General features: G+C 67.9%; 20 protein-coding genes. 9 read left to right on the top strand and 11 right to left on the bottom strand.

The genetic code is table 11. The features are described from left to right. Positions 1-143: 143 nt before the first annotated feature. Together IEX50_RS06815 and IEX50_RS06820 are read left to right on the top strand one after the other, a co-directional pair. The gene (locus IEX50_RS06815) at positions 144-1,310 is read left to right on the top strand and encodes a GNAT family N-acetyltransferase (RefSeq protein ID WP_229673702.1); all 1,167 of its coding nucleotides are present in this window, start codon (positions 144-146) and stop codon (positions 1,308-1,310) included. Continuing rightward, positions 1,300-2,160, top strand: a complete 861-nt coding sequence (locus IEX50_RS06820) for a transcriptional regulator (RefSeq protein ID WP_157175055.1) — start codon at positions 1,300-1,302, stop codon at positions 2,158-2,160. Before IEX50_RS06815 ends, IEX50_RS06820 begins: the two co-directional genes overlap by 11 nt. A 13-nt stretch (positions 2,161-2,173) precedes the next feature. On the opposite strand, the gene IEX50_RS06825 is transcribed toward IEX50_RS06820, so the two are convergent. Together IEX50_RS06825 and IEX50_RS06830 are read right to left on the bottom strand one after the other, a co-directional pair. Further along, positions 2,174-3,100 carry a DUF808 domain-containing protein gene (locus IEX50_RS06825; protein WP_157175054.1) on the bottom strand — a complete coding sequence of 309 codons (927 nt, stop codon included), beginning with the start codon at positions 3,098-3,100 and terminating at the stop codon, positions 2,174-2,176. A gap of 97 nt (positions 3,101-3,197) precedes the next feature. Next, positions 3,198-4,037: a class I mannose-6-phosphate isomerase gene (locus IEX50_RS06830; RefSeq protein ID WP_157175053.1), complete on the bottom strand. Its 840-nt coding sequence runs from the start codon at positions 4,035-4,037 to the stop codon at positions 3,198-3,200. Between the two features lie 162 nt (positions 4,038-4,199). Between IEX50_RS06830 and IEX50_RS06835 the strand changes: the two genes are divergently transcribed. Beyond that, positions 4,200-7,046, top strand: a complete 2,847-nt coding sequence (locus IEX50_RS06835) for a PAS domain S-box protein (protein ID WP_157175052.1) — start codon at positions 4,200-4,202, stop codon at positions 7,044-7,046. A gap of 231 nt (positions 7,047-7,277) precedes the next feature. Here IEX50_RS06835 and IEX50_RS06840 read toward each other — a convergent pair whose 3' ends face one another. From IEX50_RS06840 to IEX50_RS06855, 4 genes are all read right to left on the bottom strand, one after another. Next, positions 7,278-7,658 (bottom strand): cupin domain-containing protein, encoded by a 381-nt coding sequence (locus tag IEX50_RS06840; protein ID WP_157175051.1) that lies wholly within the window; start codon positions 7,656-7,658, stop codon positions 7,278-7,280. A gap of 85 nt (positions 7,659-7,743) precedes the next feature. Then, positions 7,744-9,048 carry an MFS transporter gene (locus IEX50_RS06845; RefSeq protein WP_157175050.1) on the bottom strand — a complete coding sequence of 435 codons (1,305 nt, stop codon included), beginning with the start codon at positions 9,046-9,048 and terminating at the stop codon, positions 7,744-7,746. Positions 9,049-9,138: 90 nt separating this feature from the next. Next, positions 9,139-10,635: an alginate export family protein gene (locus IEX50_RS06850; RefSeq protein ID WP_157175049.1), complete on the bottom strand. Its 1,497-nt coding sequence runs from the start codon at positions 10,633-10,635 to the stop codon at positions 9,139-9,141. Between the two features lie 49 nt (positions 10,636-10,684). After that, positions 10,685-12,028 (bottom strand): dicarboxylate/amino acid:cation symporter, encoded by a 1,344-nt coding sequence (locus IEX50_RS06855; protein ID WP_157175048.1) that lies wholly within the window; start codon positions 12,026-12,028, stop codon positions 10,685-10,687. A gap of 180 nt (positions 12,029-12,208) precedes the next feature. Between IEX50_RS06855 and IEX50_RS06860 the strand changes: the two genes are divergently transcribed. Together IEX50_RS06860 and IEX50_RS06865 are read left to right on the top strand one after the other, a co-directional pair. After that, positions 12,209-14,035 (top strand): sensor histidine kinase, encoded by a 1,827-nt coding sequence (locus tag IEX50_RS06860; RefSeq protein ID WP_198350605.1) that lies wholly within the window; start codon positions 12,209-12,211, stop codon positions 14,033-14,035. A gap of 11 nt (positions 14,036-14,046) precedes the next feature. Further along, the gene (locus IEX50_RS06865) at positions 14,047-15,363 is read left to right on the top strand and encodes a sigma-54-dependent transcriptional regulator (RefSeq protein ID WP_229673704.1); all 1,317 of its coding nucleotides are present in this window, start codon (positions 14,047-14,049) and stop codon (positions 15,361-15,363) included. Positions 15,364-15,365: 2 nt separating this feature from the next. Here the strand turns inward: IEX50_RS06865 and IEX50_RS06870 are convergent, their stop codons facing one another. After that, positions 15,366-15,956 carry a hypothetical protein gene (locus tag IEX50_RS06870; protein ID WP_229673706.1) on the bottom strand — a complete coding sequence of 197 codons (591 nt, stop codon included), beginning with the start codon at positions 15,954-15,956 and terminating at the stop codon, positions 15,366-15,368. Positions 15,957-16,413: 457 nt separating this feature from the next. Between IEX50_RS06870 and IEX50_RS06875 the strand changes: the two genes are divergently transcribed. After that, a complete protein-coding gene (locus IEX50_RS06875) occupies positions 16,414-17,085 on the top strand; it encodes a hypothetical protein (protein WP_157175046.1) in 672 nt (223 codons plus the stop codon). 48 nt (positions 17,086-17,133) lie between these two features. Here IEX50_RS06875 and galU read toward each other — a convergent pair whose 3' ends face one another. Genes galU through argH form a run of 4 tightly spaced genes read right to left on the bottom strand, consistent with a single transcriptional unit; the run spans position 17,134 to position 20,897 of the window. Next, a complete protein-coding gene (gene galU / locus IEX50_RS06880) occupies positions 17,134-18,000 on the bottom strand; it encodes a UTP--glucose-1-phosphate uridylyltransferase GalU (protein ID WP_157175045.1) in 867 nt (288 codons plus the stop codon). Continuing rightward, positions 17,997-19,280 carry a diaminopimelate decarboxylase gene (gene lysA, locus IEX50_RS06885; RefSeq protein WP_157175044.1) on the bottom strand — a complete coding sequence of 428 codons (1,284 nt, stop codon included), beginning with the start codon at positions 19,278-19,280 and terminating at the stop codon, positions 17,997-17,999. The genes galU and lysA overlap by 4 nt, the downstream gene beginning before the upstream one ends. A 7-nt stretch (positions 19,281-19,287) precedes the next feature. After that, positions 19,288-19,530 carry a hypothetical protein gene (locus tag IEX50_RS06890; protein WP_157175043.1) on the bottom strand — a complete coding sequence of 81 codons (243 nt, stop codon included), beginning with the start codon at positions 19,528-19,530 and terminating at the stop codon, positions 19,288-19,290. Further along, complete coding sequence (gene argH / locus IEX50_RS06895) at positions 19,527-20,897, bottom strand: argininosuccinate lyase (protein ID WP_157175042.1); 1,371 nt, start codon at positions 20,895-20,897, stop codon at positions 19,527-19,529. Before argH ends, IEX50_RS06890 begins: the two co-directional genes overlap by 4 nt. A 16-nt stretch (positions 20,898-20,913) precedes the next feature. On the opposite strand from argH, the gene IEX50_RS06900 reads away from it, so the two are divergent. From IEX50_RS06900 to gyrB, 3 genes are all read left to right on the top strand, one after another. Beyond that, complete coding sequence (locus tag IEX50_RS06900; RefSeq protein WP_229673708.1) at positions 20,914-21,516, top strand: TlpA family protein disulfide reductase; 603 nt, start codon at positions 20,914-20,916, stop codon at positions 21,514-21,516. 137 nt (positions 21,517-21,653) lie between these two features. After that, complete coding sequence (recF, locus tag IEX50_RS06905; protein ID WP_157175041.1) at positions 21,654-22,736, top strand: DNA replication/repair protein RecF; 1,083 nt, start codon at positions 21,654-21,656, stop codon at positions 22,734-22,736. Between the two features lie 61 nt (positions 22,737-22,797). Further along, entirely contained in the window at positions 22,798-25,266 is a 2,469-nt protein-coding gene (gyrB, locus tag IEX50_RS06910) for a DNA topoisomerase (ATP-hydrolyzing) subunit B (protein WP_157175040.1), read from the top strand. Positions 25,267-25,336 lie beyond the last annotated feature (70 nt).

Genomic DNA, 25,336 nt, shown 5'->3' on the forward strand with positions numbered 1-25,336 from the left:
GCATGTTTCACCGGTTCGGGTGCATGAACGGTGAAGACCGCTCTTTTGTACGGATCACCGGGGACCAAACAATGGAACGCAAAGACGCTGGTAACGCTTCCGCGCTAACCTACGTCACGATTCGTCCCTTCCCGAAAGTCACCATGCACCTCGACCGCATCCACGCCGCGCCGCCCGTCGCCCCTGCGGTCGCGGTGTGCGTGCGCGCGGTCGATGCGGCGCAGATGTCCGCGCTGATGGCCGACTGGGCGGCGCTCGTGCCACATGCCGCGGAACCTAACGCCTTCGCCGAACCGTGGTTCGCGGCGGCATCGGCGCATCTCCCCGGCGCGAACGACATCCGGCTGCTCGTCGTGCGGCAGGGGCGCGTCCTGATCGGCCTGCTGCCGGTCTGCATCGCACGGCACTATGGCCGGCTGCCCGTCGCACACGTTCAGAACGCGCTCCACTATCACAGCTTCCTCGGCACGCCGCTCGTCCGCGCCGGACTTGAAGCGCTGTTCTGGGGCGCGATCCTCGATCAGCTCGACGAAGCGCGCTGGGCACGCGGCCTGTTCCACCTGACCGCCATCCCCGCGGACGGCCCGGTCCACCGCGGGCTGGTCGCCGCGGCGGCGACGCGCGGGCGGCCCTGCGACATCGTCCACCGCCACGACCGCGCGCTGCTTCAGTCGACGCTCGGCCCCGCGGCCTATTACGAGCACACCGTCCGCAAGAAGAAGCGCAAGGAGATCAAGCGCCTCGAACAGCGACTCGCCGAAGCCGGCACCGTCGCCACGCGCCACTTCGCGGTCGGCGACGATCTCGACGCCTGGACCGACGCGTTCCTGACGCTGGAGGCCTCGGGCTGGAAGGGTACCGCCGGTTCCGCCCTCGCAAGCCGCCCCGAAACCGCCGCCTTCTTCCGCGCCGCACTCCGGGGCGCGCACGAAGCGGGCCGGCTCGACCTGCTGCGGATCGACCTCGACGGCGCGCCCGTTGCGATGCTCGTCAACTTCCTCACCGCGCCCGGCAGCTTCTCGTTCAAGATCGCGTTCGACGAGGCCTATGCGCGCTTCTCCCCCGGCGTCCTGATCCAGATCGCCAATCTCGACATTCTGGATCACACCGACATCGCCTGGATGGACAGCTGCGCCGTCGAAAACCATTCGATGATCAACAGCCTGTGGGGCGAACGCCGTACTTTGGTCCGCCTCACCGTGCCGCTCGCCGGCCCGCGCCGCGGGCTGACCTTCACGCTCTCCCGCCTCGCCGAACGGCTCGCCGCCCGCGTCCGCCGATCCTCACCGGAGCCGTCCCATGCCGATTGAGCCCGTCTTCGCGCCCGCCGCCCTCGCGGATTTCAAGACGCTCTATCCCGAGCGTCCCGGCCGTATCGATCACAGCCTGGCCGGCCACCCTGCCTTCGCGCTTGATGCGCTGGTCGATCTGGCGACCCGGCTCGATCCGGCGCAAGTGGAGTATAATCGCGGCGACCTGCCCGTCGGCGTCGATCCGAAGGCGGACGTCGCAAACGGGCTCGACATCGCCGCCACGATCCGATCGATCGAGGACAACGGATCCTGGATGGTCCTGAAATTCGTTGAGCGCGATCCCGTCTACAGGGCGATCCTGGAGGAGACGCTCCACGAACTGCGCCCTGTCGTGGACCCCACCACCGGCCCGATGTTGAAAATGGAGGGTTTCATTTTCGTCTCGTCGCCCGGCTCGATGACGCCGTTCCACTTCGATCCCGAACACAATATCCTGCTGCAACTTCGCGGCACCAAGACGATGACCGTCTTCCCCGCGGACGACCCGACCATCGCCGGCCCGCTCCAGCACGAAACCTTCCACATGGGCGGCCACCGCAACCTGCCGTGGCAGGACGCCTTTCTGGCCAAGGGCGTCGCGGTCGAACTCGAACCCGGCCAGGCCGTCCACGTGCCGGTCAAGGCGCCGCATTTCGTCCGCAACGGTCCCGCCACCTCGATCTCCTTCTCGATCACCTGGCGATCGGAATGGAGCTACCGCGAGGCGAGCGCGCACGGCCTGAACGCCATCCTGCGCCGCACCGGCATCGACCCTGCCATGCCCGCCCGCTTCCCCGCACAGAACCACGCCAAGTCCGCTGCCTACCGCGCGATCGGGAAAGCCCGCACGATCCTCGGCAAGGACTGAACCTTCGGGAAAGTCAGTGCTTGAACCGGTGCACCACCGCGACGACCACACCGCCCACGACCACACCCAGCACACCTGCCGCGGCCGCGGACACGATCCACTCCACCGCACCACCGACCGCCGGCATCGCAGACCCCGCCGCGACAGCCCAGTCATGCACCAGATGCGCCGGGGCCGTGACGCCGAACCCCTCCAGCCCGTGCAGCAGGATGCCACCACCGACCCACAGCATCGCCGCCGTACCGATGATGCTGAGCGCCTTCATCAGGATCGGCATGCCCTTCACCAGGCCCCGCCCGAACATCGCCATGCCGGACGACGGCTTGCGCGACAGATACAGCCCGATATCGTCCATCTTCACGATCAGCGCGACCGCGCCGTACACCGCGACGGTGATCAGCACGCCGACCACCGCCAGCACGATCGCCTGGTTCCAGATCGTCCCCGACGCCACCTCGTTCAGCGCGATCACCATGATCTCCGCCGACAGGATGAAGTCGGTACGGATCGCCCCGCCGACCTTCTGTTCCTCAAGCGCCTTGCTATCGAGTGTCGCTTCCGCCTCGGCCGCATGATCATGCCCGCCGCCGAACGCCTCGAGCAGTTTCTCCGCCCCTTCGAAGCAGAGGTAAGTGCCGCCCAGCATCAGCAGCGGGTTGAGCGCCCAAGGCGCGAACGCGCTCAGCGCCAACGCGACCGGCAGGATGAAGATCAGCTTGTTGCGCAGCGACCCCTTCGCGATCCGCGCGATGATCGGCAGCTCGCGGTCCGGGCTGAACCCCACGACATAGTTGGGCGTCACCGCGGCATCGTCCACCACCACGCCGGCCGCCTTGGTCCCGGCCTTGCCCGCCGCCGCGCCGATATCGTCGAGCGACGCCGCCGCCAGCTTCGTGATGCCGGCGATATCGTCCAGCAGGGCTACCAGTCCCGATGCCATGTCATGCTGTCCCTGTTCCGTGTCGACGCAGGGTTTGCCCCCACCTGCGCCCGAATAAGTCGGCGGCGGAGGCACATCGCCCCCGCCGCTTGAGGCCTCAGCCCCAGATGGTCGGGTTCGCGCCCGGCCCGGTGTACAGCACCAGCAGGTCCGTCCCGGCACCCAGCGTCAGCTTGGTGTCGCCGTCCGCCATCCACACGCCACCGGCCAGGAACGGTTCGCCGTCGATCGTGCCGTCGCCCGCCAGCGGCACCAACCAGATCGGCCGCCCGTCGCTGCGCAACGTGCCTTCGCCCGTCAGCGACCAGCGCTCCAGCACGAATTTCGGGCTGTCCGCCATCATGATCCGCCCGTCCGTGATCGGCGCAGGAGTGTAGGGCGGCACGTACGGCACCGCGTCCGACACCGCGACGCCGTCGTCCAGATGCAGTTCGCGATCGCTGCCATAATCGTACAGCCGGTACGTCAGGTCGACATTCTGCTGCACCTCGACCAGCGTCAGGCCGGGCCCGATGGCGTGCACGGTGCCGGCGGCCGAGTAATAGAAGTCGTCCTTCTTCACCTTGTGCCACACCATGTCGTCGTCGATCGACCCGTCGAGCGACGCCGCGCGCAGTTCGTCCGCGGTCATCGGCTCCTTCGTGCCGATCGCGATCGTCGCGTCGGGCTCCGCCGCCAGGATCACCCAGGCCTCGCTCTTGCCACGCGGATAACCACGCGCCTGCGCCTGCGCATCGTCCGGATGCACCTGGATCGACAGCTTCTGGCTCGTGAACAAATATTTCACGAGCAGGTCGGTATCGCGCCCGTCGGGGTGCTGGAACCAGATCTCGCCGACCTTCGCTCCGCCCGGCTCGACCGGATCGAACCCGGCCCAAAGGGTTTCACGCCCCCACGGCTTCTCCACGCGCTTGGTTTCCAGACGGACGGCCGGCATCGCATTCTCCTGAACGGGACCCCTCTAGAAGGAGTCGGCATTGAGGGAACGTACCGTCTCGGCGAGTGGTTTCAAAGCCGGGTTGTCCGGACTGGACTTAATCCCGATCAATCGGCATGGGACGGGTCCACGCTGATACAGGGTTAGCAGGAACGGGTCTGAATGACGGACAGTGCCCAGGTCGAGGCCGGCCAAACACCCTGGTGGCACGCGCCGCGCCCCGACGATGGCCCACGGGTGGACGCGTTGCTCGCCTGCGGTATCCTCGACACGCCGCCGGAACGCGACTTCGACGATCTCGCCGCACTTGCCGCCGACATCTGCGACACGCCCATCGCGCTGGTCAGCTTCGTCGAGCGGGAGCGACAATGGTTCAAGGCCACGGTCGGCTTCGAGGTCCGCGAAACCGCCGCGGGCGACTCCTTCTGCATCCATGCGATCGCCGCCGACGACCTGCTGATCGTCCCCGACATGCTCGACGACCCGCGCTTCATCGACAATGCGCTGGTGACGCAGATGGGCCTGCGCTTCTACGCGGGCATGCCGCTGCGCACCGCCGACGGGCATATCATCGGCACGATCTGCGTCCTCGACTACCGCCCCCGCACGCTCGAACCGCTCCAGATCCGCGCGCTCGAACGGCTCGCGCGCCAGGTCATGCGCCTGATCGATCTGCGCCGCGCGTTGCGGACCCAGACGGAGGCCGACGCCCGATTCCGCAACATGGCGGATCATTCGCCCGTCATGATGTGGGTGACCGATGCCGACGGCCGCTGCACCTACCTCAACCGGCTGTGGTACGACTACACCGGACAGACGGAGGACCAGGCGCTTGGCTTCGGCTGGCTCGACGCGACCCATCCGGACGATCGCGCGGAGGCCGAACGCACATTTATGGAGGCGAACGCGGCGCGCACGCCGTTCCGCGTGGAATATCGCCTCCGCCGGGCGGACGGCCAATATCGCTACGCCATCGACGCCGCCGCCCCGCGGTTCGACGCGGACGGCGCCTGGCTCGGCTTCGTCGGCTCGGTCATTGACATCGACGAACGGCGCGAGGCGGAACAGGCACTGCGCGACAGCGAAGCCTATGTCCGCCTCCTGCTCGATTCCACGGCGGAGGGATTCTACGCCGTCGATACCGAGGGGCGCACCACCCTGTGCAACCCGGCGTTCCTGTCGATGCTCGGCTTCGCGTCCGAGGATGCCGTCATTGGTCACAGCCTGCACGACGTCATCCACCACAGTCATGCCGATGGATCCCCCTATCCGTCCAGCGAATGCCCGATCCTCCGCTGCGCGCGCGACGGGCAACCCGCCCAAGTGCCGGACGAACTGTTCTTCCGGATCGACGGCACGGCAATGCCCGTCGAATATCGCGCGCACCCCATCGTGCGCGACGGCCGGATCGAAGGCGCGGTATGCACCTTCGTCAATGTCACCGCCCGTCGCGCGGCAGAGGCGGCGCTGCGGGAAAGCGAGGCCAATCTCCGCGCGCTCAACATCGATCTGGAACGGCGCGTCATCGATCGCGCTCGCCAGCGCGGTCGGACCTGGGTCGTCACGCCCGACCTGCTCTGCGTCATCGATGCGGAAGGGTTGTTCGAGGCGGTTAACCCCGCCTGGGAACTGCTGCTAGGCTGGACCGAACGCGAACTCGTCGGGCGTAGCGCGTTCGATCTGATCCACCCAGACGACGTGGCCGACGCCCGCCGCGCGCTGGTCGAACTGGGCGAGGACAAGCCGCTCGCCGGCTACGAAAATCGCCAGCGTCACCGCGACGGTGGCTATCGCTGGCTGTCGTGGACGGTCGTGCCGGAAGACGGGCTCTATTACTGCATCGCCCGCGACGTCACGCGCGACAAGGCGCGCCAGGCCGAACTGGAACAGGCGCAGGACGCGCTCCGCCAGTCGCAGAAGCTGGAGGCGATGGGCCAGTTGACCGGTGGCGTCGCGCATGATTTCAACAATCTGCTCACCCCGATCATCGGCGGGCTCGACATGCTGCAACGCCACGGCTTCGGTACGGCGCGCCAGCAACGCCTGATCGCCGGCGCGATGCAGTCCGCCGAACGCGCGCAGACATTGGTCCAGCGGTTGCTCGCGTTCGCGCGCCGCCAGCCGCTCAAGACGGCGGCGATCGACCTCGGCGAACTGATCGACGGCATGGTCGACCTCATCACCAGCACGTCCGGCCCGCAGGTCCGGCTGGTCGTCGACGTCGCGCCCGACGTGCCCGCTGCGACCGCGGACGCGAACCAGGTCGAAATGGCGATCTTGAACCTCGCCGTGAATGCGCGCGATGCGATGCCCGACGGCGGCACGCTCACCATCGCCGCCACATCCGAGGCGGTCGGTCCCGGCCACCGCTCCGGCCTGCCGCCCGCCGACTATGTCCGGCTGTCCGTGTCCGACACCGGCACCGGCATGGACGAGGCGACGATCGCCCGCGCGATCGAGCCGTTTTTCTCGACCAAGGGGATTGGCAAGGGCACTGGCCTCGGCCTGTCGATGGTCCATGGCCTGGCCGCGCAGCTCGGCGGCGCGCTGACGATCGTCAGCCGGCGCGGGCTCGGCACGCAGATCGAACTCTGGCTGCCGATCAGCGCGGAATCGATCGCCGCTCCCTCGTCGGTCGCCGGCCGCGGTGCTACCGCGACGGGCAACGCACTGGTCATCGACGACGAGGATTTCGTTCGGCTCAGCACCGCCGACATGCTCGCGGACCTGGGCTACAAGGTCACCGAAGCCGCATCGGCGGAGGAGGGCCTCGCCCTGCTCTCCGCCGGCCGCCCGATCGATCTGGTCGTCACCGATCACCTGATGCCCGGCATGACCGGCGTCGCGCTCGCCCGCACCGTCCGCACCCGCTGGCCGCACGTGCCCGTTTTGATCGTGTCGGGCTATGCCGAGGTCGAAAGCCTCGACCCCGACCTTCCCCGCCTCGCCAAGCCCTTCCGCCAGTCCGAACTCTTCGCCGCCGTCTCCGCCCTGACCGACGGCGACTGAGGCGGGAGGGGGAGTAAACCCCCCTTCAAACCCGTTCGGTTCGAGCCTGTCGAGAACTCTGCGCTGAGTTCTCGACAGGCTCGAACCGAACGGCGCTGAGGGTCGCTTCGGCGATCCCCCTTCGAGCGAAGCCGAGAAGCCAACAGCTCCCAACCCCAAACAAAAGCGGCGGCACCCCTCTCGGGATGCCGCCGCTTCTCACTCACTCGCCGCTAGCCAGCGACGCGCAGATCAATCCTCTTCGGCTTCCTCGGCGGCATCCGCCTCGGCCTTGGTCTTGTGGCTGATCCCCGGCTCTTCGGCCGGCGGCGCATAGACGGTGAACAGCTTCAGCGGTTCGTCGCCCTTGTTGATGATGTTGTGCTCGACACCCTGCGGGATCACCACGACGTGGTTCGCGGTCACCTTGGTCTTGCTGCCGTCGAGCACGGCCTGGCCCTCGCCGCTGACGAAGAACGTCGTCTGATCGGCTTCGTGCGTCTCGGCGCCGATGTCGTCGCCCGGCTCGATGCTCATCATCACAATCTGGATGTTGTCATCCAGATACACTTCCTTCTGGTACAGCGTGTTTTTGGTCGCCTGCTCGATCATGTCTTTGTTGAAGATCGCCATAGCTCGGCCGTCCTTTCGGTGTTGGTTCGGTCGGTCAACACCTCGGGACGGCCACGGGGTCCAACGCGCCCCCGCTTGATACCGATCAATCCTCCATGATCTGGCTGTTCTTCGACGTGTCACGCATCCGGATATACACCACCAGCGAGATGGCGATCATCCCGGTGACGTACCAGTAGAACCCCCGCTCCCAGCCATAATCCTTGAACGACAGCGCGACATATTCCGCCGTCCCGCCGAAGATCGTGTTGGCCAGCGCATAGGGCAATGCCACGCCCAGCGCGCGGATATGCGCGGGGAACAGCTCCGCCTTCACCACCGCGTTGATCGAGGTGTAGCCCGTGACGATGATCAGCGCGCCCATTACCAGCAGGCCCGCCACCACCGGATCGCGCGTCGTCTCCAGCGCGGTGAAGATCGGATAGGTCGCCAGCACGCCAGCAACGCCGAACCCGATCATCAACGGCTTGCGCCCGATCTTGTCCGACAGCGCGCCGGCCAGCGGCTGGATCAGCATGAATACGAACAGCGTCGCCGCATTGATCTGCGACGCGATCTCGCGGCTGAACCCCGACGTGTTGACCAGGAACTTCTGCATGTAGATCGAGTATGCGTAGAAGGCGAGCGTACCGCCGGCAGTCAGCAGCATCACGGTCGCGGTCTCGCGCGGATGCTTGGTGATCAGCTCCAGGAACCCGGACTTGGGCGCACCCTCCGTCTTCGCCTTGGTGAAGCTCTGCGTCTCGGCCAGCCCGCGGCGCAGGTAGAACACCACGACCGCCAGCACGCCGCCGATCGCGAACGGAATGCGCCAGCCCCAGGCGTCCAGGTCGGCTTCCGCCATCGTCGACTGCAGGATCAGCAGCACGCAGATCGCGAGCAGCTGCCCGGAAATCAGCGTCACATACTGGAAACTGGAGAAGAAACCGCGCCGGTCCTTGCCCGCCATCTCGGACAGGTAGGTCGCACTCGCACCATATTCGCCGCCCACCGACAGGCCCTGCATCAGCCGCGCGATCACCAGCAGCGTCGGCGCCATGACCCCGATCGTCTCATAACCCGGCGTCACCGCGATCAGCAGCGACCCCGCGCACATCAACGTAACCGACAGCGTCAGGCCGGCCTTGCGCCCCTTGCGGTCGGCATAGACGCCCATGATCCACGCACCGATCGGCCGCATCAGGAACCCGACCGCAAAGATCGCGGCCGCGCTCAGCAGCTGCGCCGTCCGGTCGCCCTTCGGAAAGAAGTGCGGTGCGAAATACAGCGTGAACGCCGAATAGACGTACCAGTCGTACCATTCGACCAGGTTGCCGGTCGATCCGCCAATGATCGACTTCAATCGCATCCCGCGACTGGGGGGCGCGTGGCCCATGTCGGTGGCCGTCATGTCATTCTCCCTGTATTCGATCGTCTGCCGCATCCGCCGCTGCGACGCAAAGCCGGCGGTCGCGATCGGCGCTCCCCTTCTCTGCCGGCGTCAGAAGCGGAAACTGATCCAGCCCGCGCCGAACATGCTGTCATGATATCCCGCCCGCGTGAACGCGTTGCCGGCGTTCAGATGCTCCAGCCGCCCGGTCAGCGCCAGCCGCGGCGTGATCGTCCACACCGCTTGCAACCGGGCGACCTGGCCGATCTCATGCCCGGCGACGTTCTGCGTCCGGGCAAAGGCGGCACCGCTCGCGCGGTACACCGCATCGGTCTCGCTCGGCCGCCATGCGAACTGATATTCGGTCGTCACGCGCACCGACTTCACCGGATTAAACGTGAAGTTGGGCGCCACGCCCATGAAGTTCGTCGGCGTCAGGAACAGGCCGTAGCTGAAATAGATGTTGTTGCCGAACAGCCCGCTCGCCGTCTTCAGCTTGCCCGTGCCGAACGATCCGCCGCCCGAACCATAGTCCATGTGGACGCCGATCCGCGGCGCGGTGGCCGAGGTGCCGAGCTTGTAGGTCTGCGCGACGAACGCCTGCCACGCGTCGATGTCGCGGCCGTCATAATTGCCGAACTGGTGGTTCACGGTCCAGTCGATCGTCACCGGACCGACATCGCCCCACGCCCGCACGCCCGCGAACATCCGCTCCTCGCGCGCCGTCGTGGTCCCCCAAACCTGCGCCCGCGACCGCAGCCGGTACACGAACGGATCGACATACAGCTTGGACTTGCCGAACAGGTCGGTCGGCACGGCATAGCCGACCACGCCACCGGAGAAGCGCCGATCCTTGTCGCGCGGATCGTCGCCCAGCCCCTGGCTGCCGTACGCGGTGTAGGTGAAGTCGAACACGTCCGCGCGCAGGCGCTTGCCCCGCGCGAACGCCCGCACGCCGTTCAGCACGAACCGAAGCGTGTTGTTGTCGCGGGCCGACGTCAGCAGGTTCGATCCGTCGGTGAACTCCTGCCGGCCGACGCGCACGCCACCCTCGATCCCGCCGCCGATGTCGCCGCTCGCTTCGGCGAACAGCTGCTGCACCGCCAGGTCGTTGCGCAGGTTCGTCGCCGGCGTGCCCAGATTCTGCCCGTCGATCCCGCCGTGGGCCAGCTCGCCGTAAACCCGAAAGTTCGGCCCGAGATGCAGGTCGACGCCGCCGACGATCCGGTTGATGTCCTGGCGCTGCGCCTCGCCCTTCGCCAGATTGGGGTTGGTGGTCAGGTTCAGCCGCAGCCGCAACTCGCCGCTGAACGTCGCGTAGACATCGCCGTCGTTGGCGATCTCGACATATTTCAGTTCGTCGAAGATATCGTTGCGCTTCTTCGGGTCCTTGTTCCCGCGCCAGTCCTCGGCCCAGCGCGACAGGTTATACCCGTTGGTCGTCGCACCGTCGCCGGCGGCCCCTGCGGGATAGCTGTCGGCGATCGGCGTTGCCGGTGCCTTGGGGGCCTGGATCGGGCGTCGCTCGTCTTGCGCCATGGCGGGGGCGGCGATGGTCATTGCCGGAACGAGCGCAAGCAGCGCCGTCCGCGATAGCGGTCGGATCATCGGGACACTCCAGTAACAGGGGCGGCGACACGGCGCCGCCCGGTAAAACTCAGGCGCGTGCGGCGGTCGGCAACGGTGCCGCCGTCTCGACCGGCATGGGCATCGGGCGCCCGTCGAGTGCTGCGTGCAGTGCATCCTTGTCGAGCGCATTCTCCCACCGCGCGACGACCACCGTGGCCACCGCGTTCCCGATGAAATTGGTCAGCGAACGGCATTCGGACATGAACCGGTCGACACCCAGGATCAGCGCCATGCCGGCCAGCGGCACGGTCGGCACGATCGACAGCGTCGCGGCCAACGTGATGAACCCGGCGCCGGTAACGCCCGCGGCACCCTTGGACGAGATCATGGCAACGGCGAGCAGCGACAGCTCCTGCCCCAGCGTCAGGTCCACGTTGCACGCCTGCGCGATGAACAAGGCGGCCAGCGTCATGTAGATGTTCGTCCCGTCCAGGTTGAACGAATACCCGGTCGGCACGACCAGCCCGACGACCGACTTTTCGCAGCCCGCGGCCTGCATCTTGGTGATCAGGTTGGGCAGCGCCGCCTCGGACGACGACGTGCCGAGCACCAGCAGCAGCTCGGCCTTCAGGTAACGGACCAGCTTGAAGATTGAGAAACCGTTCAGCCAGCAGACCGCACCCAGCACCACGAACACGAACAGCGCGGAGGTGACGTAGAAGGTCGCGACCAGCATCCCGAGATTCTTGAGGCTCTCGATGCCGTACTTGCCGATCGTGAACGCGATCGCGCCGAACGCACCGATCGGCGCGGCCCGCATCAGGATGCCGACCAGCCGGAACACGATCAGGCCGAGCTTCTCGAGCGCGGTCTGGATGGGCTTGGCGGGCTCGCCCACCAGCGACAGCGCGATGCCGAACAGGATCGCGATGAACAGGATCTGCAGGATGTTGCCGTCCACGAACGCGCTGACCAGCGTCGTGGGGATGATCGACAGCAGGAAGCCGGTGATCGTCGTCTCGTGCGCCTTGACCGCATAATCCTGGATCGCACCGGTATCGAGCGAGGCGACATCGATGTTCATCCCCGCGCCCGGCTGCACCATATTGGCGACCACCAGGCCGACGATCAGCGCCAGCGTGGAGAAGAACAGGAAATAGGCGAACGCCTTGCCCGCCACGCGGCCGACCGAACCCAGTTCGCGCATGCCGGCGATGCCGGTCACGACGGTCAGGAAGATGACCGGCGAAATGATCATCTTCACGAGTTTGATGAACCCGTCACCCAGCGGCTTCAGCGCCTCGCCCAGTGCGGGGTAGAAATGCCCGAGCAGCGCGCCGAGCACGATCGCCACGACCACCTGGAAATAAAGCTGGTTCCATACCCGTCCGCGCTTCGGCGCCTCGGCTACGGCATAATCCTGTGCGATCATCGACCTCGTCCATCCTCTTCAGGGACGCCTCGAATGAGCGTCCTTCGACCTTGAGGCCGACAATGCCCCCTTTTCCGCACGATGCCGAGATCAAATCCTGACCAAATGGTTATCGTTTGTTCTGAACGGCTTACGAGTACCAACCCCGCCAGGACTCTGCGGACCCGTGCGGAGTTACGCATGGGCAAGACGGCATTTGTGCGGTATTCGGCGCAGATGCCGCGCCTTGCCCTCGTATCCCGGCGACTGATCCTCCCCGCCCTGCTGCTGCTCGTGCTGCTCGCCTTTGCGGTCGGGTTCGGCGCCGTCGCACGCCGCGCGGCGGTCGCGGCACAGGCCGCCGAATCGATGCGCGCCGCCCGCACCCACGCCCGCCTGCTCGAAAGCGAGCTTCAGAAGTTCCGGCTGCTCCCGCTCGTGCTCGATGAATATCCCGACGTCCGCGCCGCGATGAAGACACGTTCGGATGCCTCGCCCGCCGCCCGCCGGCTCGACGGCAAGCTCGCGCTGCTCGCCGCGCGCACCGGCGCCTCGGCGATCTACGCGATCGACCCGGCCGGCTTCACCGTCGCCGCCTCCAACGCCGGCCGCCCGGACAGCTTCGTCGCGCGCACCTACGGCTTCCGCCCCTATTTCGTGCAGGCGATCCGCACCGGCCACGCGGAGTATTTCGCGCTCGGCAACGTCAGCGGCCGCGCCGGGCTGTTCCTCGCGCGCCGCATCATGGACGGCCCGCGCGTGATCGGCGTCGTGGTGGTGAAGGTGGAGTTCCAGGGCATCGCCCGCAGTTGGGCCGCGGCGGGCGGCACCACGCTGGTCGTCGATCACAGGGGCATCGTGCTGATCGCCAGCGACCCCGCGCTCCGCTTCACCACCACCGCGCCACTGTCCGCGGCCGAACGTGCCGCGATCCGCACCTCGCTCCAGTTCGGCGACAAGACGCTCCCGCCCGCCCCCTTCGCCATCGCAGGCACCGGCGGGCACGACCGCCGCGGTCAGCCGATCGTCGTCGGTACCGTCGCGGTCGACCTGCCCGGCTGGCGGCTGCTCCACGTCGTCGGCCTCGCCCCCGCACTCCGCGCCGCCGACGCGCGGGTCCGGTCCGCCACCTTCGTCCTCGCGGTGCTGCTCGCCGCACTCGCCGCCGCCTGGGCCTGGCGCGCCGCCCGCGCCGCCCGCACGCGTGCTTCCGCCGAACAGCTGAAGGCGGAGGTCGCGCGCCGCACAATCGAGCTGTCCGACGCGAACGACCAGCTCCGTATCGAAGTCGCCGAACGCGAACGCGCCGACCGCCGCTTCCGCGCCGCGCGCGAGGAACTGGCGCAGGCCAATCGGCTCGGTTCGATCGGCACCATCACCGCTGGCGTGGCGCACGAGATCAACCAGCCCGTCGCCACGATCCGCACCTATGCCGAAAACGCCGCGACTCTGCTCGACCGCGACGACACCGACCGCGCACGCGGCAACCTGTCCGCGATCGTCGATCTGACCGCGCGGATCGGCACGATCACCGCCGAACTGCGCCGCTACGCCCGGCGCGGCACGCGCGAGGTCGGCCCCGTCGCCATCGCCGACGTCCTCGACGGCACGCACCTGCTGATCGGCGACCGGTTCCGCGCCGCCGGCGTCCTGCTCGAACGTGTGCTGCCCGCCGGCCCGCTCCCCACCGTCCGCGCGGGCCGCGTCCGGCTGGAACAGGTGCTGGTCAACCTGCTCCAGAACGCGCTGGAGGCGGTCACCGGCCGCCCCGACGCGCGCGTCCGCCTGTCGATCGTGGCACAGGACGACTGCGTCGCCATCCTGATCGCCGACAACGGCCCCGGCATCGCGCCCGACCTGCTCGACACGCTGTTCGAACCGTTCATCACCGGCCGCGCGGACGGCCTCGGCCTCGGTCTCGGCATCGCGCGCGATATCATGACCGAATTCGGCGGCACGCTCGAACCGGTCGCCTCCCCGCTCGGCGGCGCGGCGTTCCGCGCCACGCTCGTCCGGGTCGCCACCTGATGGAGAACGACATGCAGGTCCTGCTGGTCGACGATGACGACGGCCTGCGCGGCGCACTGGCGCAGGCGTTCGAACTCGCCGGCATCGACGTCATCGCCGAACACCGCCCCGCCGCCGCCCTCGCCCGCATCGACCCCGCCTTCCCCGGCATCGTGGTCAGCGACGTGCGCATGCCGGGCATGGAGGGGACCGAGCTGTTCCGCCGCATCGCCGCGATCGATGCGGAGATCCCCGTCATCCTCATGACCGGCCACGGCGACGTCGCGATGGCGGTCGCCGCGCTCAAGGACGGCGCGCATGATTTCGTGACGAAGCCGTTCGCCGCCGACCGCCTGATCGCCAGCGCGCGCCGCGCCATGGCCACCCGCCGCCTCGTGCTCGACAACCGGGCCCTGCGCGCCGCCGCGGAGCAGGCGGCCGGCGGCGACGCGCTGATCGGCGAAACCGCCGTCATGGTCCGGCTGCGCGACACCATCGTCCAGGTCGCGCAGGCGGAGGTCGACATCCTGATCGAGGGTGAAACCGGCACCGGCAAGGAAATGGTCGCGACCCTCCTCCACCGCGGCAGCGCGCGCCGCGCCCGGCCGTTCGTGGCCGTCAACTGCGCCGCATTGCCGGACGGGATCGCGGAGGGCGAGCTGTTCGGAAACGTCTATGGCGGCAGCGGGCGGCTCGCGCGCGTCGGGCGGATCGAGGCGTCCGACCACGGCACGCTCTTCCTCGACGAGATCGAAAGTATGACCCCCGGCGTGCAGGGCAAGCTCCTCCGCGTGATCGAGGAGCGCGAGGTCATGGCGATCGGCGCGGAGGCCCCCCGCACGCTCGACCTGCGCATCGTCGCGGCGGCCAAGGAGGATCTGGCGGTCGCGGTCGCCGACGGCCGGTTCCGGGCCGACCTGCTCTACCGGCTCGACGCCGTCCGTCTGCGCGTGCCACCTCTACGCGAACGCCGCGCGGACGTGCCGCTGCTGTTCGGCCACCTCCTCACGCTCGCCGCCACCCGCTTCGCTCGCGACGTGCCGCGCATCGACGCCGCGGTCCAGGCGCGGCTCGCCGACCATGACTGGCCCGGCAACGTCCGCGAACTGCGCAACTTCGCCCAACGCGTTGTGCTCGGCGTCGACGCCCCCGCCCCCGAGGCCGCCACCCCCGACGCCACCCTCCCCGAACGCGTCGAACGGTTCGAAGCCGCCATCCTCCGCACCACCCTCGAACAGACCGCCGGCGACGTCCGCACCGCGCTCACCATGCTCGGCATCCCCCGCAAGACCTTCTACGACAAGGTCGCGCGCCACGGCATCGAGCTGGACAGCTACCGGGGCGGGTGAAGTCAGAACCGGCGTGGCTCATGCCCGATCGTGTCGCACGTCCCGCGGAACCCGTAGTCGGAGAAGCCTTTGACGGTGATCCGCCCCGTGCGGCGGTCGATCACCACCTTGGGCTTATTCAAACCGTTGAGCCGGTACGTCGCTCGGATCGTATCGGGCTCCACCACGACGTCCGACAGATCCCACCACCCGTCGCTCCCGCGTGAGTTCAGCGGCGGCACCAGCGACTTGGGCAGTCGGATGCGCCCGCCGCCGTCCCATGTCTGCACCGTCAGCGACGCGTCGAACTGTTCCTTCCGCGTCTCGTTGTACCGCCCATATTCATACCGATCGCGCCGGCTGTTCCACGTCCACGACGTACCGCTGGCGATCCCGTCGCGACTCCCGTCACCGAAACAGACGAGACCGAGGCTCACCGGTTGGCCATCCACCACCGGCTGATCGTCGTCGCGCGCGGCTGACGGTCGGTCGGGACGATAGGCGGGGCGATCCGAATAGTCGGTCACCGGGCGGGCATTCGCCGGTTTCCGGCAATCGGGTGGGCTGGTCGGCGTGATCGAATCGTACCGCCCGTTCATCGTCGCGATCGTCACACATCGGCCCCGCGCGGCACTCCACCAGTTGGTGTAGCTGCGATCGTCACCTTTTGAGCCGCCTGTATTCACATAACCGCGACGCTGCAGTTCCCCCTCCGCCTGTCCGGCCCGCGCCCACCATGTCTTCCAGACCGGTCGCCTGCCCGAACGCGCCGGTCGGCACGGCCGTCCCCAGGATCGAAGCGGTCACGACCGTCACCATTCTCGAGCAGCGCATTGCAAAGGTCCCCGTTCCAATACTGATCCCAAAATCGGCTGAGCAGGAAACATATGCCGATCGAACCGAACCGTCCATCGCTTCGTCTGCTACCAACTGCCGCTAACCACGAACAGCACAACTATTACAGTTCAATGATATTACGACCGTAACCATCATTCCCCATCCGATGGTATCGACCTTAGTCGTATATCGATCCGCAGTTGCACCTGTTCGATGTATCTCGCATGATGCCGCATGGACTTCATGAAGTGGCTGAACTCGCTCGACGAACTTCTCTACGAAGTGATGAGCTGGCTGCTGTTCTTCCCGCTCACCCTTTGGCGAGCAGTCCTCAAGCCCATCGACGTCATGGAACAGATCGACCGTGAGGCAGCACTCCCCGACGATCAGCAATATGCCGCCCTGCTGAGCCCCCCGCTGTTCCTCGCCCTCGCCCTCCTGCTCGCGCACAGCGTCGCGACGGTCCTCGGCCAGACGGACGAGATCATCGCGAACCACCACGGCCTGGCCGGGCTGGTCAGCGACAATGGCAGCGCGCTCGTCCTGCGCGTTATCGTCTTCGCGTCGTTCCCGCTCTTCCTCGCGGCACGACTGGTGCGACGCAGCGGGATCGCCCTCGACCGCGGCTCGCTGCGGCTGCCATTCTACGAACAATGCTACCCTGCGGCTGTCTTCGCCCTCGCCGTCAGCGTTGGCACCAGCCTCGGCATGGACGGGCAACCGCACGTCCGCAGCGCCGGGCACATCCTGTTGCTGCTCGGCATCGTCAACTACTGGGCGGTCGAGGCCCGCTGGTTCGCCAAGGTCCTGGCCATCGGCCGTCTCCGCGCGGCCGGCATCGTTTCGGTCGGAATATTGGAGGGGGCCGTCTTCGTCTTCGTCGTCGGCTTCCTCTTCACGCGCTAGCGCCGGCCGACCAGCGGCCCGGCGCCTCGCGACGGTCGACCGTGGCCGTTACAGCCCCCGCAGATACTCGCGCACCGTGTCGCCGATCTCCGCATTCTCCAGCGCCAGTGCGATGTTGGCCTGGATGAAACCGGCCTTGTCGCCGCAGTCGTGGCGCTGGCCGACAAAGGTCTGGGCGTGGAACGGCTGAACGCCGATCAGCTTGGCCATCGCGTCGGTCAGCTGGATCTCGCCGCCGGCACCCGCTTCCTGCGCGCCGAGCAGCTCCATGACCTCGGGCTGCAGGATGTAGCGCCCGATCGCCGCCAGCCGCGACGGCGCGTCCTCGGGCTTCGGCTTTTCGACCAGTCCCAGCACTTCGGTCACGTCACCCTCGACCACGCCGGGCGACACGATGCCGTAGCGGCTGGTATGGGCCTGCGGCACCTCCAGCACGGCGATCACGTTGCCGCCCTTGGCGTCCTGCGTCTCCGCCATCTGCTTCAGGCAGGGATTGCCCGGGTTCCATAGCAGTTCGTCGGCGAGCAGCACGGCGAATGGCTGGTTCTCTATGAAATGCCGCGCGCACCACACCGCATGGCCCAGGCCGAGCGGCTCCTGCTGCCGCACGAACGCCACGTTGCCGGGGGCCAGCCGCGTGCCTTCCAGCGATTCCAGGATCGCATGCTTGGCGCGCGCGTGCAGCGTCGTCTCAAGCTCGAACGCGATGTCGAAATAGTCCTCGATCGCGTTCTTGCCGCGGCCGGTGACGAACACCATCGTCTCGATCCCGGCGGCCAGCGCCTCGTCCACCGCATATTGGATCAGCGGCTTGTCGACGACGGGCAGCATCTCCTTTGGCACCGCCTTGGTTGCGGGCAGGAACCGCGTGCCGAGGCCGGCGACGGGGAAGACGGCGGTGCGGACTTGGGTCATGCTTGTTCCTCCAACCAGGGCGGCAGCGTGTCGGCCGCGATGAGCGTTTCGATCGGCGGGCGCGCGCGGACCACCGCCCACTCCGCGCCGTCGACCAGGACTTCGGGCGTCAGCGCGCGGCTGTTGTACGTGCTCGCCATGGTCGCACCGTAGGCCCCGGCGGTCATGAATGCGACCAGGTCGCCTTCCACCACCGAGTCCATGGGCCGCGCGGTCGCGAAGGTATCGCCGCTTTCGCACACCGGCCCGACCACGTTGGCGACGAACCGTTCCCCCGCCGGGGCGACCGCGCGGATATCGTGCCACGCATCGTACAGGCTGGGACGCAACAGGTCGTTCATCGCCGCGTCCAGGATCACCCAGGGGCTCGTCGACCCCTCCTTCACCCGCACCACGGTCGACAACAGGATGCCGGCATTGCCGACGATCAGCCGCCCGGGCTCGAACATCAGCCGCACGTTCCAGCCGCGCGTTACCCGCGCCACCATCGCGCCATAGTCACCCGGGCTCGGCGGCGCGGGATGAGACGGATCGTACGGCACGCCGAGCCCACCGCCCAGGTCCGCCGTCACGATCACATGCCCCGCCGCGCGCAGCTCGCCGATCAGCCCGCCGACCCGCTCGAACGCCGCCTCCAGCGGCTTCAGGTCGGTCAGCTGGCTGCCGATATGCACCGCCACGCCCTGCACGCGGATGCCCGGCAACGCCGCCGCCCGCGCATAGGCCGCGACTGCGGTGTCGTAGGGGATGCCGAACTTGTTGTCCGACTTGCCCGTCGAAATCTTGGCATGCGTGCCCGCATCGACATCCGGGTTGATCCGGTACGCGACCCGCGCCGTCATCCCCAGCCGCGTCGCGACCGCGGACAGCGTCGCCGCCTCGGGTTCGCTTTCCACGTTGAACTGGCCGACCCCGTGGGTCAGCGCCAGCGCCATCTCGTCCGCGGTCTTGCCCACGCCGGAAAACACGATCCGGTCCGCCGGAATGCCCGCCGCCAGCGCGCGCAGCATCTCGCCCGCCGACACCACGTCGGCACCGAGGCCCGCCCGCGCCATCGTTGCCAGGACCGCGCGATTGGGGTTCGCCTTCACCGCGAACGCGATCCACGGGCCGTCCGGGCCGCTCTCCGCCTGACGCAGCCCCTCGCGCAGCACCGCGATATGGCGCAGGATCGTCGCGGTGGAATAGACATAGACCGGCGTCCCGACCGCGGCGGCCAGCACGGGCAGCGACACGTCCTCGACATGCATCACGCCGCCGCGCAGTTCGAAATGGTTCATGCGTGCGTCAACGCTGCGGCGGCAGGTCGAAGCGGTCGTCCTGCCGGATTTCCGACTTGCGCAGCACTTCCTCGCTGCGGTCCGGCCGCGCGCTGGGCGTCGGCGTCAGCAGGTCGTCGACCGTCGGCTGCACCCGCGCTTGCGACGGCGCGACGGGCAGCGACGCGCCTTCCGCCGGCTGCAACGCCTCGCGCCGCCCGCACGCCGTCAGCGCGGCACAAACCGTCAGGGCCAGGATCAACCGTCTCATAGCGCCAGGGCCTCCTTCGCCCGCGCGACCGCTTCGCGCACCCGGACCGGCGCGGTGCCCCCGTGGCTCACCCGCGCCGCGACCGACGCATCGACCGACAGCGCGTCATAGACCCGCCGGTCGATCCGCGGATCGATCGCGCGCAATGCATCGATCGGGATCTGGTCCAGCGCGCACCCCGTCGTCTCGGCCAGCCGTACGGCCTGCCCCGTGATATGATGCGCCTCGCGGAACGGCACGTCGGCCACCCGCACCAGCCAGTCGGCCAGGTCGGTCGCGGTCGAATAACCCGCCTCCGCCGCCGCGCGCATCCGGTCGGTGCGGAACGTCACGCTCTCCACCATCCCGGTCATCGCCGCGATCGACAGCGCCAGCAGGTCGTGCGCCTCGAACACCGGTGGCTTGTCGTCCTGCATGTCCTTGGAATAGGCCAGCGGCAGCCCCTTCATCGTCATGGTCAGCGCCATCATGCACCCCGCGATCCGCCCCGAATGGCCGCGGACCAGCTCTGCCGCATCCGGATTGCGTTTCTGTGGCATGATCGACGATCCGGTCGACCAGGCGTCCGACAGCGCCACGAACCCGAACGGCTGCGACGCCCAGATCACGAACTCCTCGGACAGTCGCGACAGGTGGACCGCGCACGTCGTGGCGGCCATCAAATAATCCATCGCGAAATCGCGGTCCGACACGCTGTCGAGCGAATTGGCGGTCGGTCCATCGAACCCCAGCGCCGCCGCGGTCGCATCGCGGTCGATCGGGAAGCCGGTCCCCGCCAGCGCCGCCGACCCGAGCGGCGACAGGTTTGCCCGCGCCTTCGCATCGGCAAAGCGCGACCGATCCCGCCCGACCATCTCGTAATAGGCCATCAGGTGATGCCCCAGCGTCACCGGCTGCGCGACCTGCAAATGGGTGAAGCCCGGCATCACGCTCTCGGCATGCTCCTCCGCCCGCATCACCAGCGCCGCCTGCAACCCGGCCAGCCCCGCCAGCACCGCATCGATCGCGCTGCGCACCCACAGCTTGAAATCGGTCGCGACCTGGTCGTTGCGCGACCGCGCCGTGTGCAGGCGGCCCGCCGCCGGCCCGATCAGCTGCGCCAGCCGCTGCTCGGTCGCCATGTGGATGTCCTCGAGCGCGAGGTCCACCGTCACGCCATCCGCGTCATATTCGCCGGCAACCGTCCCGAGCCCGGCGTCGATCGCCGCTGCGTCGTCGGGCGAAACGATCCCGGCGGCGCCCAGCATCGCGGCATGGGCGCGCGATCCGGCGATGTCTTCGCGCCACAATCGCTTGTCGAACGGGATGGATGCGTTAATCTCACGCATCACCGCGGCGGGCCCTTCCGAAAAGCGCCCTCCCCACATCTGATTGGAGTCTTCCTTGCGGCCGCTGATCGTCCTGCTCCTCGCGCTGGCAGTCGCCGGCTGCGATAGAGGCAAGCCTGAAACCCCGCAACCCGCGGCGAACACGCTGGCCACCGCCGATCCTTCCAACGCGACGGCCGCGGCGGGGGACGGCAGCCCCGTGTCGTCCGGCACCAGCAAGCTCGACACCAGCCATGCCGGCGAGAAAATGCCCGCCATCCCGTTCACCGGCCCGGACGGCGCGCCCGCCACGCTGACCGCCAACCTCGGCAAGCCGCTGATGGTCAACCTCTGGGCCACCTGGTGCGCGCCGTGCCTCGCCGAAATGCCGACACTCGATGCGCTCGCCACGCGCGAAAAGGACCGGTTGCACCTGATGGTCGTCAGCCAGGATCTCGCCGGCAAGCGCGCGGTCGACCCCTATTTCGCCTCGCACAAGTTCACCGCGCTCCAGCCCTATCTCGACAAGCAGAATGTCCTCATGGAAGCGGTCAAGGCCGACACGCTCCCCGTCACGATCCTCTACGGCGCGGACGGCAAGGAACGCTGGCGCGTCGTCGGCGGCATGGACTGGACCGGCGCCGACGCGAAGTCGATCATCGACAAGGCGCTGAGCTAGACACCGCCAAAGCCCTCGCCCCTCCGGGTAGAGGGTTGGGAGAGGGGAGCAACGCCGCGGCTTGAACCGACCGTCACTCCAGGCCAATCCCCCTCTCCCCGGCCCTCTCCCCAAAGGGAGAGGGGGAAAAAGTACATATGCCCGTCCTCCGCCTCACCCTCACCGACTTCCGTTCCTACCGCCAGGCCACCCTCACCTGCGGCGCTGGCGCTGTCGTGCTGAGCGGCGACAATGGTGCCGGCAAGACCAACATCCTCGAGGCGATCTCGCTGCTCAGCCCCGGCCGCGGCCTGCGCCAGTCGACTCTGTCCGAAATGGCATGCGACGCCGGCCCCGGCGGCTTCGCGGTCGCGGCGCATCTGGCGGGCGAGATCGACATCGGCACCGGCACGCTCGCCACCGCGCCAGAACGGCGGCAGGTCCGGATCAACGGCGCCGGCAGTTCTGCCGCCGCGCTGTCCGAACGGCTCGCCATCCTCTGGCTCACCCCCGCGATGGACCGGATTTTCGTCGAAGGCGCGGTCGCCCGCCGCCGCTTCCTCGACCGGCTGACGATCGCGCGCGAACCCGGCCACGGCGTCCACGCTGCGCGCTACGAAGCCGCGATGCGCGCACGCAACCGCTTGCTGTCGGAGGAAGCCGGTGCCGACGCCGCATGGCTGGCGGCGCTGGAAGCCGGCATGGTCGAACACGGCCTCGCCCTGGCCGAAGCACGCGCCCGCACCGTCGCCGCGCTCACGCTCCGCCTGGCCGACCAACCCCCCGGCCCGTTCGCGCGCGCCCACCTCGCACTCGATCGCTGGACACCGGAAGACGCCCCCCGCTTCGCATCCGACCTCCGCCAGGGGCGAGGCCGCGACGCCGCCGCCGGCCGCACGCTCACCGGCCCGCACCGCACCGACCTCGTCGTCCGGCACCTCGACAAGCAACAGCCCGCCGACCGCTGCTCCACCGGCGAACAGAAGGCGCTGCTCCTCTCGATCGTCCTCGCCCACGCCGACATCGTCGCGGAGGACCGCGGCGCCCGCCCGATCCTGCTGCTGGACGAGGTCGCCGCCCACCTCGACCCCTCCCGCCGCGCCGCACTCTTCGCCCGCCTCGACGCCACCGGCGGCCAGAGCTGGATGACCGGCACCGAACCCGCGCTGTTCGAAGGGCTCGGCACCTGCGCCACGCGACTGACCGTCGCTGAGGGCCAGGTCCGCCCGGCGCAAGACTGACCGCCCGAGAGACCCGACCATTTCGCTTCCGATTCGAGCCCCGAGTCCCTATATTGTCATGATGGCTAGCACTCCCCAAACGAACGCATATGGCGCCGATTCCATCAAGGTCCTGAAGGGGCTCGACGCGGTCCGGAAGCGCCCCGGAATGTATATCGGCGATACCGACGACGGCTCCGGCCTCCACCACATGGTGTTCGAGGTAAGCGACAACGCGATCGACGAGGCGCTCGCCGGCCACTGCGACCGCATCACCATCACGCTCAACCCGGACGGTTCCGTCTCGGTCGAGGACAATGGCCGCGGCATCCCGACCGGCATCCATACCGAGGAAGGCGTCTCGGCGGCCGAGGTCATCATGACCCAGCTCCACGCCGGCGGTAAGTTCGACAACGCCAACGACGACAACGCCTACAAGGTCTCCGGTGGCCTGCACGGCGTCGGCGTGTCGGTCGTGAACGCGCTCTCCACCTTCCTCGACCTGACGATCTGGCGCGACGGGCAGGAGCATTACATGCGCTTCGCCCTCGGCGATGCCGTCGCCCCGCTGAAGGTCGTCGGAGACGCGGGCGAGAAGAAGGGGACGCGCGTCACCTTCCTGCCTTCGCCCGATACGTTCAAGATCGTCGAGTTCGACTTCGACAAGCTCGAACACCGGTTCCGCGAGCTCGCGTTCCTCAACTCCGGCGTCCGGCTGTTCCTGGTCGATGCGCGCCACGCCGAACCGCGCACGGTCGAACTGTTCTACGAAGGCGGGATCGCCGCGTTCGTGAAGTATCTCGATCGCACCAAAACGCCGCTGATGCCCGATCCGGTCGCGATCCACGGCCAGCGCGACGATGTCGGCATCGACGTCGCGCTCGAATGGAACGACAGCTATTACGAGCAGGTCCTGGCGTTCACGAACAACATACCGCAGCGCGACGGCGGCACGCACATGGCCGCGTTCCGCGCCGCGCTGACCCGCACGATCAACAATTACGCGGAAAAGTCCGGCCTCCTGAAAAAGGAGAAGGTGACGCTGACCGGCGACGACATGCGTGAGGGGCTAACCGCGATCGTTTCGGTCAAGCTCCCCGATCCGAAGTTCAGCAGCCAGACCAAGGACAAGCTCGTCTCTTCCGAAGTGCGCCAGCCGCTCGAATCGCTGATGGCCGACAAGCTGGCCGAATGGCTCCAGGAGAACCCGGCGCACGGCAAGGCGATCGTCCAGAAGGTCATCGACGCCGCCGCCGCGCGCGAAGCCGCCAAGAAGGCGCGTGAACTCACCCGCCGCAAGGGCGTGATGGACATCGCCTCGCTCCCCGGCAAGCTCGCCGACTGCCAGGAACGCGATCCCGCCAAGTCGGAACTGTTCCTGGTCGAGGGTGACTCCGCCGGCGGTTCCGCCAAGCAGGGTCGTAACCGGCAATATCAGGCAATTCTGCCGCTCAAGGGCAAGATCCTGAATGTCGAGCGCGCGCGTTTCGACCGGATGATCTCGTCAAAGGAAGTCGGCACGCTGATCCAGGCGATGGGCACCGGCATCCTCGATGAATTCAACATCGAGAAACTGCGCTACCACAAGATCGTCATCATGACCGACGCAGACGTCGATGGCGCACACATCCGCACGTTGCTGCTGACCTTCTTCTACCGCCACATGCGGCCGATCATCGAGGGCGGCTATCTCTACATCGCACAGCCGCCGCTCTACAAGGTGAACCGCGGCAAGTCCGAGGTGTACCTCAAGGACAACAACCAGCTCGACGATTACCTCGTCGACGGCGGCCTGTCCGGCATGGCGCTCGAAACCGCGGAGGGCCCGCGGTCGGGTGCGGATCTCAAGGGCCTGCTCGACCATGCCCGCCGCATGCGCACGCTGATGACCTATGTCCCGCGGCGCTACGACGCAGCGGTGATCGAGGCGCTCGCGCTGCTCGGCGGGTTCGATCCCGAGGTTTCGGACCGCTCGGCCGCTGCCGAGGCCGCCGCGGTCTGGCAGGGCCGCGCCGATCCGGAGGCGCGCTGGACGGTCACCGTGTCGGAAGACGGCGGCTATCATTTCCAGCGTCACTGGCGCGGCGTGACCGACCATCACGTCATCGACGCGGCGTTCGTCGCCTCGGCCGAAGCGCGCAAGATGCACGTCCTCGCCGCCGAACAGGCCGACGCCTATGCGCAGGGCTCCCGCCTCGTCGCGCAGAAGGCCCCGCCGAAGCCAGCCGAAACGGACGCGGCGGACGACGACGAACCGATCGTCGACACCCGCGGCAAGCCGATCTCGCGCCCGTCCGAACTGCTCGACGCGGTGCTCGCCGCCGGCCGCAAGGGTCTCACGATCGCGCGCTACAAGGGTCTCGGCGAGATGAACGCCGAACAGCTCTGGGAAACCACGCTCGACCCCAGCAACCGCGCGATGCTGCAGGTCCAGGTCGAACAGGCCGACATCGCCGACGAAATCTTCACCCGCCTCATGGGCGACGTCGTCGAACCGCGCCGCGAGTTCATCCAGGACAACGCGCTGTCGGTGGCGAATCTGGACGCCTAACGCGTAGAGCTGACCAACAAAGTGCCCCGGCGAAGGCCGGGGCCTGGGTGAAACCGCGGCGCCCAGCCCC

Source organism: Sphingomonas prati (genome assembly GCF_014643515.1).
Classification (GTDB): Bacteria; Pseudomonadota; Alphaproteobacteria; order Sphingomonadales; family Sphingomonadaceae; genus Sphingomonas_R; species Sphingomonas_R prati.

Bases quoted from the DNA above. Each gene is read 5' to 3' on its own strand.
- IEX50_RS06815 (WP_229673702.1), top strand. From the start codon at position 144: ATGCACCTCGACCGCATCCACGCCGCGCCGCCCGTCGCCCCTGCGGTC.
- IEX50_RS06820 (WP_157175055.1), top strand. From the start codon at position 1,300: ATGCCGATTGAGCCCGTCTTCGCGCCCGCCGCCCTCGCGGATTTCAAG.
- IEX50_RS06825 (WP_157175054.1), bottom strand. From the start codon at position 3,100: ATGGCATCGGGACTGGTAGCCCTGCTGGACGATATCGCCGGCATCACG.
- IEX50_RS06830 (WP_157175053.1), bottom strand. From the start codon at position 4,037: ATGCCGGCCGTCCGTCTGGAAACCAAGCGCGTGGAGAAGCCGTGGGGG.
- IEX50_RS06835 (WP_157175052.1), top strand. From the start codon at position 4,200: ATGACGGACAGTGCCCAGGTCGAGGCCGGCCAAACACCCTGGTGGCAC.
- IEX50_RS06840 (WP_157175051.1), bottom strand. From the start codon at position 7,658: ATGGCGATCTTCAACAAAGACATGATCGAGCAGGCGACCAAAAACACG.
- IEX50_RS06845 (WP_157175050.1), bottom strand. From the start codon at position 9,048: ATGACGGCCACCGACATGGGCCACGCGCCCCCCAGTCGCGGGATGCGA.
- IEX50_RS06850 (WP_157175049.1), bottom strand. From the start codon at position 10,635: ATGATCCGACCGCTATCGCGGACGGCGCTGCTTGCGCTCGTTCCGGCA.
- IEX50_RS06855 (WP_157175048.1), bottom strand. From the start codon at position 12,028: ATGATCGCACAGGATTATGCCGTAGCCGAGGCGCCGAAGCGCGGACGG.
- IEX50_RS06860 (WP_198350605.1), top strand. From the start codon at position 12,209: ATGGGCAAGACGGCATTTGTGCGGTATTCGGCGCAGATGCCGCGCCTT.
- IEX50_RS06865 (WP_229673704.1), top strand. From the start codon at position 14,047: ATGCAGGTCCTGCTGGTCGACGATGACGACGGCCTGCGCGGCGCACTG.
- IEX50_RS06875 (WP_157175046.1), top strand. From the start codon at position 16,414: ATGGACTTCATGAAGTGGCTGAACTCGCTCGACGAACTTCTCTACGAA.
- galU (WP_157175045.1), bottom strand. From the start codon at position 18,000: ATGACCCAAGTCCGCACCGCCGTCTTCCCCGTCGCCGGCCTCGGCACG.
- lysA (WP_157175044.1), bottom strand. From the start codon at position 19,280: ATGAACCATTTCGAACTGCGCGGCGGCGTGATGCATGTCGAGGACGTG.
- IEX50_RS06890 (WP_157175043.1), bottom strand. From the start codon at position 19,530: ATGAGACGGTTGATCCTGGCCCTGACGGTTTGTGCCGCGCTGACGGCG.
- argH (WP_157175042.1), bottom strand. From the start codon at position 20,897: ATGTGGGGAGGGCGCTTTTCGGAAGGGCCCGCCGCGGTGATGCGTGAG.
- recF (WP_157175041.1), top strand. From the start codon at position 21,654: ATGCCCGTCCTCCGCCTCACCCTCACCGACTTCCGTTCCTACCGCCAG.
- gyrB (WP_157175040.1), top strand. From the start codon at position 22,798: ATGGCTAGCACTCCCCAAACGAACGCATATGGCGCCGATTCCATCAAG.